Origin of the sequence: Kaistella gelatinilytica (assembly GCF_015679325.1) — a bacterium.
GTDB lineage: Bacteria > Bacteroidota > Bacteroidia > Flavobacteriales > Weeksellaceae > Kaistella > Kaistella gelatinilytica.
In genome coordinates this window covers 437,906-450,501 of record NZ_JADPVI010000002.1, presented here as the reverse complement: position 1 = coordinate 450,501, position 12,596 = coordinate 437,906, and the positions used below count along the sequence as shown (strand labels likewise).

Sequence of the window (12,596 nt, the reverse complement as noted above, 5' to 3'; positions counted from 1 at the left end):
TCAAACTTCACCTTCAATATTAATGATCAGTACTATCATTAAATATTGATCAATTTTCACATTTGCACTTGCAAAAAATAGAAAAACATGTCAAACAAAACGAACAGAGACGAGAAAAATTTTAAAGAAGCAGTCCTCGATTATCATAGAAGCGAGCCGAAAGGAAAGATAGAAGTTGTTCCTTCAAAGCCACATTCATCGCAGCGGGATCTTTCAATCGCGTATTCTCCGGGTGTTGCGATCCCTTGTTTAGAAATTGAAAGAGATCCGAAATTAGCCTACGAATATACCGGAAAAGGAAATCTGGTTGCTGTTATTTCTAATGGAACTGCAGTTTTAGGTTTAGGAAATATAGGTGCCGAAGCTTCAAAACCCGTGATGGAAGGAAAAGGACTTCTCTTCAAAATTTTCGCCGATATTAATGTTTTTGATATTGAAATTAATGAAACTGATCCTGATAAATTCATCCAGATCGTCAAAGGAATTGCACCAACTTTTGGTGGTATAAATTTAGAAGACATCAAAGCTCCTGAAGCATTTTATATCGAGCAGAAATTAAAGGAAGAACTCAATATTCCTTTGATGCACGACGATCAGCACGGAACTGCAATTATTTCTGCGGCTGCACTAATAAATGCTCTGGAAATTGCCGGTAAAAAAATTGGGGAGGTAAAAGTAGTTATTAATGGAGCCGGAGCTGCAGCAATTGCATGTACCAAACTTTATTTAGAACTTGGTCTTAAAAAAGAAAATGTCTTAATGTGTGATTCAAAAGGGATCATCAATCATAAAAGAGAAAATCTAACTCCGGAGAAATTAGATTTTGTTGCGAATACCGACATGGAAACATTAGCAGAAGCTTTAAAAGGTGCCGATGTTTTCATAGGACTTTCCAAAGCAGATGTCATGTCCGCAGAAATGCTTTTGACGATGGCAGAAAATCCGATCGTTTTTGGTTTGGCAAATCCGAATCCTGAAATTGGGTACGAATTAGCCATGGAAACTCGAAAAGATACCATCATGGCGACCGGTAGAAGTGATTATCCTAATCAGGTGAACAATGTTCTTGGTTTTCCTTATATTTTCCGTGGGGCACTCGATGTTCAGGCGACTGGAATTAATGAAGCCATGAAATTAGCCGCGGTAAAAGCGATTGCAGATCTTGCAAAAGAGCCAGTTCCGGAAGCAGTTATTTTAGCTTATAATGTTAAAAATTTAAATTTCAGCAGAGAATATTTTATACCCAAACCTTTCGATAACCGATTGATCACCAAAGTGTCAAAAGCGGTTGCAAAAGCTGCGATGGACAGTGGGATCGCCGGAAAACCGATCGAAAATTTCGATGATTACGAAAATGCTTTGCTCGACAGAATGGGTCGCGACGAGAAACTCATCCGGATGATGCAAAACCGGGCGCGCTCTAATCCAAAAAGAGTTACACTTGGAAATGCCGAAGAATACAACGTTTTGAAAGCTGCTCAGATCCTTTACGAAGAAGGGATTGCTCAACCTATTTTATTAGGGGAGAAAAAATATGTTTTGGAGCAGATGAAAAAATTCGGAATCGAAATGGATGTTCCAATTGTTGATCCAATGGATGATAATCAGGAAGATAACCGCGTGAAATACCGCGAAACGCTTTGGAAACTGCGTCAGCGAAAAGGCATGAACGAATATAAAGCCAAAAGATATGTTCGACAAAGAGATTATTTCGGTCCTTTGATGTTACATCATGGTGATACCGATGCTTTGATCGTTGGTTTTTCAAAAAATTATTCGTCCACGATTAAGCCGATCTTAAAAATTATTGAAAAAGAAAAAGGAGTCGATAAGATCGCTTCTATGATGATGATCATGACGGAAAAAGGACCTTTATTTTTTGCCGATACTTCCATCATTCCAAATCCTACGTCAGAAGATCTGGTAAATATTGCGAAAATGGCCGAAATGACTGTAAAAACTTTTGCCATCGAACCGAGGATTGCCATGTTATCATTTGAAAATTTTGCAGGTATTTCGGAGACTTCAAAAAAAGTAGCAAAAGCAGTTTCTATGCTTCATGAGAAATTCCCGAATATGATCGTCGACGGTGAAATTCAACCGGATTTTGCTTTGAACGCTGATCATCTTTCCGATTATCCCTTCTCAAAACTGGGCACAACGCCGGCAAATGTTTTTGTTTTCCCTAATTTAGAAAGTGCAAATATTTCCTATAAAATTATTCGGGGATTAAAAGTAGCTCAAGTTGTAGGTCCCATTTTGATGGGTCTTAAACAACCTGTTCACGTATTGCAAATGCGCGCAAGTGTAGATGAGATCGTGAATCTGGCGACAATCGCTGTTTTAGATGCACAGAGAAGAGAGAATGCTTAATTTTCTACATGATTTTTAAAGGCTGAGAAATTATTTATTCAGCCAAATATTCAAAAAAACGCTACTTTTTTAGTAGCGTTTTTTTGTGCGAAATAAATTTCCATATTTTTTGTAAGTTAGGGCTCTGAAAAAATGCAGTTCATTTTTTAATTTGAAAGGTAATTTTTCAGAGTTTTTCAGGTCTGTTTTGGAATTAAATGTGTCCATTTCTTGCGCTCGAAAATTACATTAACATCAAATGATTTATAAAATAAAATGATTTATTCACTCAAAGGAATCGTTCAGGAACTCAATCCAACTTCTATGGTTCTCGATGTTCAGGGAGTTGGCTATTATGTGGGCGTTAGTTTGCAAACTTCCGAGAAATTATTGCTGGGAAAAACTACTTTTTTAAATATTCAGCAGATCATTCGGGAAGATGCCCATTTGCTTTTCGGTTTTAACACAATTTTAGAAAAAGAGATGTTTAATCTGTTAATAAGTGTTAACGGAGTAGGACCTGTTTCGGCGATTATTATGCTCTCTTCATTGAGCTTAGAAGAAATATCAACAGCAATCCTTTCCAACAACAGTTTGCTGCTTCAAAAAGTGAAGGGAATTGGTACTAAAACCGCTGAAAGAGTGATTGTTGATTTGAGGGATAAAGTCCAAAAATTCAAGGAATCTGATGAAAATATTTCTACATTTGCAAATAATAAAATTAAAGAAGAATCGTTATCTGCATTAGAGGTTTTGGGGATCCCCAAAAAAATGAGCGAGAAAATTGCAGACCGCATTTTAAAGCAAAATCCAGATTTTTCAGTAGAGCAATTGGTGAAGCAAATCTTAAAAAACATTTAACATTTGAAGAAGAATAATTTTTTTCAGCATACATTCTTAGTTTTAATTTTCCTGTGTTTTTCTTCTGCAAGTATATTTGCACAGGTAAAACCACAGGATAGTTCGTCTGTTCGACAGGATTTTTCCCTGCCGAATCCTATGCGATATGAAGCATTTTATGATGTTTCCAGCGGAATGTATTTTCTCTATCCCAAAGTTGGGAATATGGTCGTAGGAAATCCCGTTTCCATGACTTCTGCCGAATATCATCAATATATGCTCAACAATCAGCTGAGCGAATATTATAATGAGAAATCGGCGACCAACAATTTAGGCTACAAAAAAGATCAGACAGATGCACTCAAAAAAGGTTTACTCCCAAGTTTTAAGGTAAAAAACAGACTTTTTGAAGACATCTTCGGTGGAAATAAAATTGAAATTATTCCGCAAGGTTTTGCGTCTTTTGACATTGGAGGCCTCTACCAAAAAATTGATAATCCATTAATTTTACCTCAGAACAGAACAAGTTTTGCGATTGATATTCAGCAGAGAATTCAACTTGGATTGATCGGGAAAGTTGGGGAAAACCTTCAGCTTAAAGCCAATTATGATACTCAAAGCGGATTTGCCTTTGAGAACAAAATGAATTTGGTTTGGCAGGCAAAAGGAAGCTGGAAAGATTTGCAGACTAAAGGTTTAAACGATAAAACTACGGGTGGCGAAGATAAGATCATCAAAAGGGTAGAATTTGGAAATGTGAATATGCCACTTTCAACGAGTTTGATCCGCGGTTCGGAATCATTATTTGGTTTAAAAACAGAATTTCAACTCGGGAAAACTACAGGAACATTGGTATTTTCCCAGCAACAGGGAGAATCTCGCAGCATTATCGCGCAAGGTGGTGGTGTGATGAATACTTTTAAATTGAATGCTATCGACTATGAGGACAATCAGCATTATTATATAGGACATTATTTCCTAGATAATTACGATGCTTCTTTGTTGAATTACCCACAGATCAATTCCAGAATCAGTATTACCCGAATAGAAGCCTGGGTTTTAGATCAGGGTTCCGGGAATCTTCAGGATCAAAAAGGTATTTTAGGAATTCGTGATTTAGGTGAAGGGATTTCTGGATATCCGGATAATTCCCAAAATACGCTTTACCCTCAAATTGTTGGTTTGGGAACAGGAATTCGGGATGTGAATAGTGCTTACAATACCATCAACGGTAAATCTTTTCCTAATGCGAACGGAACTCCGGTAACGTATACCGATGGTGAAGAATTCATCTTTAATAGAAAAGCCCGAAAATTAAATCAAAACGAATTTACGTTTCATCCGCAGTTGGGTTATATTTCCCTGAATCAGCGGTTGAATGATAATCAGCTTTTATCCGTTGCCTATACTTTTACTTTGAATGGAGACAGCAAAGTGTATAAAGTTGGGGAGTTTTCAGAAGAAAGTCCGGTTTTGATCACCAAGTTGCTAAAATCAAATATAAAAACAACAACTACGACGCCGATGTGGGATTTGATGATGAAGAATATCTATTCATTAAATTCTAATCAAATTAACAGCGACGGTTTTTTACTGAATGTTTATTTAAGAGATCCTACCAATGGTAAAGTAAATTATTTGCCAAATACTCCGGTTCAGGATACGAATTTATTGAAATTATTCAACTGGGATCGGTTGAACATGAATAACGATTTACAGCAAAATGGAAATGTTACGGGAGACGGAATTTTCGATTTTGTACCCGGAATCACGATCGATGCGCAAAATGGAAAAGTTATTTTCACCAAAGCAAAACCTTTTGGGGCTTATTTGCAAGGCGTTTTAGGCAGTAGTGATCCGAAATATGTTTTTAATGATTTATATGATAAATTCAAAAATGTAGCTTCAGAAAACAGGCTGGCTTTAGGATATACGATGGAAGGTCGATTCAAAGGTTCGCAGGGAACCGGGATTTCTCTAGGCGCGATCAACGTTCCGCAAGGTTCTGTGAAAGTTACTGCGAATGGTGTTCAGCTTCAGGAAGGAATCGATTATACGGTTGATTACATGCTTGGAACGGTGAATATCATTAATGAAACCGTAAAACAGTCAGGTCAGGCGATCAATATTTCTCTGGAAAATCAATTGACTTTTAATACCCAAAGAAAAAGATTTTTAGGGTTAAATTTAGAAAGAAAATTCAACGAACATCTTACTATCGGCGGAACAGTGGTGAATTACGCCGAGACGCCTTTAACCCAAAAAGTGAATTTTGGACAGGAAGCCGTAAATAATACAATGGCTGGTTTCAATATTTTATACAATAACGAATTGCCTTTCTTAACGAGATTAACCGATAAAATCCCGTTCATCAATACAGAAGCACCTTCTAATTTAAGTTTTGCTGCGGAAGGAGCTTATTTAATTCCGGGTCAGAATAGCGGAACCGGCGATCAGTCTTATATTGATGATTTTGAGCAGACTACTTCTAAAATATCTTTGAAAGAACCTGCAATGTGGAGTTTAGCTTCAAAACCGGAGAAAAATCCAAATGAGCCTTATTTTGCAAATGGACCTTTGAATAATGACCTCGCTCACGGAAACGGAAGAGGTTTGTTAACCTGGTACAATATTGATCCGCGATTTTACGGAATTGGCGGCGCAGCTCCGGGAGGAATTAATGCTCAAGCGGTTTCTAATCATACTTCACGAAGAGTTCAAACCAAAGAATTATACAACTCCAGAGATTTTGTTGCTGGAGAACAGTTGTACACCAATACTTTTGATATCAGTTACTTTCCGGGTGAAAGAGGACCTTATAATGTGAATCCAAATGCAGAATCTACTCAGCAAAGATGGGCTGGTTTAATGCGTCCGATATCAGTTTCCAATTTCGTTAATTCAAATATCGAATATGTTGAATTCTGGATGATGGATCCTTATGCAGATGGAAATCCTTTAGGTGCAAATCCGAAATTATTGCTGCAGTTAGGAAACGTTTCAGAAGATGTTTTGAAGGATGGCAAATTGATGTACGAAAATGGTTTACCTACGCCAAATGTTCCTGCAAACACGACGACAACCAATTGGGGAACACAGCCGAATCAGTTTCCGATCCTGTACGCTTTCTCTACTGAAAACGAAGAAAGAACAGCACAGGATTTAGGATATGACGGTCTTGATGCTCAAGGTGAAGCCTCAAAATTTGGAGTAAGTTTCATCAATCCTGTAACCAAAGTAACGGATCCTGCTTCTGATGATTTCCTGTTTTATCTTTCTGATAAATTTCAGGGCGCTCAAGCGTCGTCACTTACAGAACGATATAAATATTTCCGTGGTCCGGAAGGGAACTCTCAAAGCAACACGCTCGAAGTTGCCACACAAACTCCTGATGCGGAAGATGTAAACAGAGATTATAACTTAGATCAAAGCGAAAATTACAACCAGTACACCATCAATCTAGATAAAGGAAGTCTTGCAGTTGGACAAAAATTTATCGTTGATGAAAAACAAGTTGACGTAACCTTCCAAAATGGACAAAAAGGAAGTAACAAATGGTATTTATTCCGCGTTCCTGTTCAGCAATTTGATAAAGATCCTACTTCCGGAGGTTCAAAAGATCCTTCCATTTTAAATAATGTTCGATTCGCAAGAATGCTTTTAACCGGTTTTGATCAGGCTTCAACCATTCGATTCGGAACTTTGGATCTGGTAAGAAGTGACTGGAGAAAATATACAAAAGACATTGCCACAACAATTACCGATACAGAAGGGGTGAATCCTGTAGACAACGAAAAAGTTGATGTAGGAAGTGTAAATTTAGAAGAAAACGGATTGAGTCAGCCTCCTTACGTTCTTCCTCCAGGAATCGACAGACAGGTTTTAAGCGGAAATGCTGGTGCACAAAGACAAAATGAATCTTCACTTTACATGAAAACACAGCCGATCGCTGTAAAAACTACAAAAGGAGTATTCAAAAATGTTGCTTTGGATATGCGTCGTTATAAAAAATTAGAACTCTTCGTACACGCAGAAGATCTAAGAAATCCAACTTCAACAATTTATGATAAAGATGCAACCTTCTTCATCCGTTTCGGAAGCGATGCGACCGATAACTACTATGAATATGAAGCGTCATTAAAATATACCGCTACAAACGCCAGATCACCGTTAGAAATCTGGCCGACGGAAAATACAATGAATCTGGAAATTCAAAATTTTGTGGATGCGAAATTAAGACGAGATTCAAATCCAAATAACAGAATTGATGACCGCTCTGAAGATGTTGAATATGGTGCGATCGACCCTTATAAAAAAATATTTATTAAAGGTCGCCCGAGTTTAGGGAACGTAACAACAATTATGTTGGGTGTTCGAAATAAATCCCTGACGACCACAAAAGATTTGGTTCTTTGGGTAAATGAAATCCGTCTTTCTGAAATTGAAAATAAAGGCGGTTACGCCGGAAATGCAAGTGTGAACTTTAACTTAGGTGATTTCGCTTTGGTGAATGCAAATGCTTCGGTTTCGAGTATTGGTTTTGGTGGGATCACCGAAAAACCTGCCGAAAGAGCGCAGTCTGCTCGTTCGGCCTTCAGTATTAATACGACAGTGAACGTAGATAAATTTTTACCTGAGAAAGTTGGAATGAAAATTCCGGTGAATTATTCTTACACACAAACCATTGAGGATCCGAAATATAATCCGTTGGATAATGATGTCACTTTTGATCAGGCTCCGAATAAAGAGGAACTGAAAAAAGTTGCGCGAACGTATACGCAGCAGCGAAGTATCGGTGTTGTGAACATGCGAAAAGACAGAATGAACCCGAACAAAAAACCGAAATTCTATGATGTAGAAAATCTTTCGGTAACTTCCATTTATAACGATGATTTCTACAGAGATGTTTATACCAAGAAAAATTACCGTCAGTATTTAAGAGGTTATATTGATTATAATTATTCCTTCAAACCTTATGTTTTAAGACCTTTCAATAAAATAGTGAGCGATACCGCCAAATCTTATAAGTATTTGAGATGGTTGAAAGAAGTAAATATTAATCCGGTTCCTACAAGATTGTCTTTCCGAACAGAGGTTGACCGTAATTATAATGAACTCGAATTTAGAAATATCGAAGCTATTTTGAGCAGAATTCCAGGTCAGGATTTTGATGTGATCAGAAACCGAAACTTCTATTTTGGATGGCAATATGGTTTAGGATTTAATTTTACGAAATCTTTAAAACTCGAAATTAATTCTGCAATGCGAACGCTGAACGATAATTTGAATGTTTATGATATGAACTCCAATTCAATTTTCGCTAATCCGCTGCGTGCAGGAAGACCGGTATTGTACAATCACAAAATACAGTTGAATTATAAGTTCCCGTTCGAATATTTACCGTATCTCGACTTTATCAATGCTGAACTCGGTTACGGATTCACTTATAACTGGAATGCGAGAAGTACCGTGTTGACGACATTTGTAAATCCTGATACCCAGAAAGCTGAAAGTCTGGGAAGCATTGGGCAAAATACCAATAATATTGTAGCAACTGCCGCTCTCGATGTGCCGAAATTCTTCAGTAAGTTTAAATATTTCCAGAAGATCAATACCACCATGCAGAAACGCAAACAGGAAATTGATTCACTCAACAATGTTTATAATTTAGCTTGGCAAAAGAAAGGTAAAAAGAAAAGTTTCAAAAACTACAAATTCAAAAATAAACTGAATCCTTTCCAGGGAATTGCTTATGCTTTAACTTCTATCAAGCAAATTGATCTTTCTTATAATGAAAATAACGGAACGGTGCTTCCGGGCTTGCTTTCTGCACCAAACTGGTATGGTTATGGTCAAACTTTGGGTGGTCCTACTTATGGCTTCCTTCTCGGTTCGCAAGCAGATGTCAGGAGAACGATCATTGAAAATGGATGGGTTTCTTCTTCCACTTATATGAATGATCCGTACTCGCAAATGAAAAATCAAAATTTCCTGGCGAATGTACAGGTTGCTCCAATTAATGATTTCCGGATCGACTTCAACTTCCTGAAAAATTACAACAGCAATTTCATTCAGGGTGGTTATAATGTAGATGCAGATTCTAATCCGGCAAATGGGTTCCAGAACTCTTTTGGTACCGATATGATCAGCTATTCGAAAACAACATGGACTTTTAATACCGCTTTCAAAGACGGTAAAAGTATTTATGATGCGATGTATGAAAATGCGAAACAAATTTTCATTCAGTCGGGTGGTTCTTATATTGAAAGCAACTTCAAAGCGGGTCGTGGATTAGCAGATGCTTATGTTTTGATTCCTGCATTTCAAGCGGCTGTTGAGGGCAGATCTGTAAATGGAAGACTTTCAGATCCGAAAAAATCCGGATTCCCACTTCCGAACTGGAGAGTTACCTATTCCGGCTTGAAAAATATTCCGTTGATTAACAGTCAGTTTTCAAAATTTGATATTCTTCATGGATATACTTCAACTTATACCGCAACAGGAATTCAGTCGAGCGTAGATTACTATAACAGACAAAATAATGCTACCGCACCTCTTGGCGATAGTTTTGGGAACGGATTTAATCCATATACATTCTCTCAAGTTGGTTATGTGGAAGCTTTTGCGCCATTGATCGGTGCTGATGTTACGATGAGAAATAACATGCAGTTTCGCGCGCAGTACAATCGCGACAGATTGTTCATGCTTGGTTTGGTGAATCAAACCTTAACTGAAGATGCCGGTAATGAATACATCGTAGGTTTTGGATATATTTTAAAAGATCTCAAAATGAAAATCAATTTTAAAGGGAAAGCAAGAACCATTAAAAGTGATTTAAATGTTCGTGGTGATTTCTCCCTCAGAGACAGTCAGACCCGAATTACGAATATCTTACAGAATGATTCACAAATTACAGGTGGTCAAAGAATGATGAGCTTTAAATTCTCTGCAGACTACAACATGTCGCAAAACTTTAACCTTAGATTTTTTTATGATCAGTTGCTGACAAAATATAAAATTTCTACAGCCTTCCCACTTTCTACAATTAGAGCAGGATTAACTGCAACATTTACTTTTTCCGGAAGTGGTGGTTTCTAAAAATTAAGAATATTTATTTATTTATCTCAAAATCCCTCTCCATCGGCGAGGGATTTTTGGTGTGAGAATAGAAATTAAATCCTTAATTTTGCTGATCATTACATAAACATATGAGTAAAAATTTCGACAACGACGACGACGTGTTCACCGGAAAAGGATATACTCCTTTAAGAGATGACGCTTTTGAAAAATCTCCAGAAGAAAAAATCGAGATCATCCAGAAACATTTTCATAAGATCATGGAAACTTTGGGAATGGATATGAAAGACGATTCTTTGAAAGACTCCCCCAAACGTGTTGCAAAAATGTATGTGAATGAAATTTTTGGCGGTCTTCTTCCCGAAAATAATCCACGCATTTCTACCTTTTCAAATAAGTACAAATACCGCCAGATGTTGGTGGAAAAAGACATCACGGTGTATTCATTTTGTGAACACCACTTTCTTCCAATTATTGGCAGAGCGCATGTTGCTTATATTTCTAATGGTGAAGTGATTGGTCTTTCAAAGATCAACAGAGTCGTAGATTATTACGCCAAACGTCCGCAGGTTCAGGAGCGATTGACCATGCAGATCGTAGAAGCTTTAAAAGTAGCACTCGGAACAAAAGATGTTGCATGCATCATTGAAGCGAAACATTTATGTGTGAATTGTCGCGGGATAAAAGATACCGCAAGTTCAACAACGACTGCAGAGCTTAGTGGGCTTTTCAGAACCAATCCGATCACGAGACAGGAATTCCTTCATTATGTAGGAAGCCGCTCTAATTTGGATTAACATCAAACTTTCAACAAAAATGAATTTAAAAATATACAATTCCCTTTCCGGCGAAAAAGAGATCTTTAAGCCAATTCACGAAAACAGCGTTGGAATGTACGTTTGCGGACCTACCGTTTACAGCAATGTGCATTTGGGAAATGTGCGAACTTTCATGTCTTTCGATTTTATTTATCGCGCTCTGGTTCATTTGGGCTATAAAGTTCGCTATGTTAGAAATATTACCGATGCAGGTCATTTAACTGATGACGGCGATGTTGACAATGACCGTTTTGTAAAACAATCCCGTTTGGAGAAATTAGAACCAATGGAAATTGTACAGAAATACACCGTCGATTTTCATAAAGTTTTAGAAGTATTTAATTTACTTCCACCAACGATCGAACCAACTGCAACCGGACATATTTTAGAGCAGATCGAGTTGGCTCAAAAACTTATTGATACAGGGTTTGCTTATGAAAGCAACGGGTCTGTTTATTTTGATGTTCTCGAATACAATAAACGAGGCTTAAATTACGGAGAACTTTCTCACAGAAATATCGAAGAACTTTTTGCCAATACCCGGGATTTAGACGGTCAGAATGAGAAAAAGAATGCACCGGATTTTGCGCTTTGGAAAGCAGCATCTCCCGCTCATATTATGCGCTGGAATTCTCCATGGGGCGAAGGTTTTCCCGGATGGCATTTAGAATGTACTGCAATGTCAACTAAATATCTAGGTGAGAAATTCGATATTCACGGTGGTGGAATGGATCTGAAATTCCCGCACCACGAATGTGAAGTTGCACAGGGGAAAGCTTGCAACGGAACTGAGCCGGTGAATTACTGGATGCACGCCAATATGTTGACCATGAACGGACAGCGAATGAGCAAATCTACCGGAAATTATATCTTACCGATGGAACTCGTTTCCGGGAGTAATGATTTTTTCGAGAAACCTTTTCATCCTTCCGTTGTGCGTTTTAATTTTATGCAGGCGCATTATAGAAGTGTTCTAGATATCTCCAATGAAGCCATGGTTGCGAGTGAAAAAGGATTTCAGCGTTTGATGGAAGCAATGAAAGTTCTTTCGAATGGCACTTTTCCAAATTCTGACGTTTCAAGTTTTGATTTAACTACGTGGAAAGAAAAATCATATGCCGCTTTAACCGACGATTTCAATTCACCAATTTTGATTGCTCATCTTTTCGAGGCCGTCAATTTCATTTTTAAATTAAAGGATGGAAAAGAGACGATCACCGAAAGTGATTTATCGGAATTAAAAACTTTGATGAATGATTTCGTTTTTGATGTTCTGGGTTTACAGAATATTGAAGAGAATAATAATGCGAAACTAGACCAAACTTTGCAGGTTTTAATTGACTTAAGAAATCAAGCCCGTAAATCTAAAAACTTCGATCTTTCTGACCAGATCCGCGACCGTTTGCTTGCAGAAGGAATCGAGTTGAAAGACGGAAGAGAAGGAACGAGCTATTCGATTTCCTAGATCCTTGCAGTAAAGTTTTAAAATAAATTAAAAAAACCTTCACT

Annotated in this window: 5 protein-coding genes; all 5 read left to right on the top strand. The window is 37.6% G+C overall.

Annotated features, from left to right (window positions below):
• Positions 1 to 87 precede the first annotated feature (87 nt).
• Entirely contained in the window at positions 88 to 2,373 is a 2,286-nt protein-coding gene (locus IV494_RS09195) for an NADP-dependent malic enzyme (RefSeq protein WP_196079855.1), read from the top strand.
• A gap of 255 nt (positions 2,374 to 2,628) precedes the next feature.
• Positions 2,629 to 3,213, top strand: coding sequence for a Holliday junction branch migration protein RuvA (ruvA, locus tag IV494_RS09190; protein ID WP_196079854.1), 585 nt, complete (start codon positions 2,629 to 2,631; stop codon positions 3,211 to 3,213).
• 3 nt (positions 3,214 to 3,216) lie between these two features.
• Positions 3,217 to 10,290 (top strand): T9SS outer membrane translocon Sov/SprA, encoded by a 7,074-nt coding sequence (gene sov, locus IV494_RS09185; RefSeq protein WP_196079853.1) that lies wholly within the window; start codon positions 3,217 to 3,219, stop codon positions 10,288 to 10,290.
• 110 nt (positions 10,291 to 10,400) lie between these two features.
• Complete coding sequence (gene folE / locus IV494_RS09180) at positions 10,401 to 11,066, top strand: GTP cyclohydrolase I FolE (protein WP_196079852.1); 666 nt, start codon at positions 10,401 to 10,403, stop codon at positions 11,064 to 11,066.
• Positions 11,067 to 11,085: 19 nt separating this feature from the next.
• The gene (gene cysS / locus IV494_RS09175) at positions 11,086 to 12,552 is read left to right on the top strand and encodes a cysteine--tRNA ligase (protein WP_196079851.1); all 1,467 of its coding nucleotides are present in this window, start codon (positions 11,086 to 11,088) and stop codon (positions 12,550 to 12,552) included.
• The last annotated feature ends 44 nt before the right edge of the window (positions 12,553 to 12,596 follow it).

What these genes read in the sequence shown, in the direction of transcription:
- folE (WP_196079852.1), top strand. Translation starts at nt 10,401, where the DNA reads ATGAGTAAAAATTTCGACAACGACGACGACGTGTTCACCGGAAAAGGA.
- cysS (WP_196079851.1), top strand. Translation starts at nt 11,086, where the DNA reads ATGAATTTAAAAATATACAATTCCCTTTCCGGCGAAAAAGAGATCTTT.
- IV494_RS09195 (WP_196079855.1), top strand. Translation starts at nt 88, where the DNA reads ATGTCAAACAAAACGAACAGAGACGAGAAAAATTTTAAAGAAGCAGTC.
- ruvA (WP_196079854.1), top strand. Translation starts at nt 2,629, where the DNA reads ATGATTTATTCACTCAAAGGAATCGTTCAGGAACTCAATCCAACTTCT.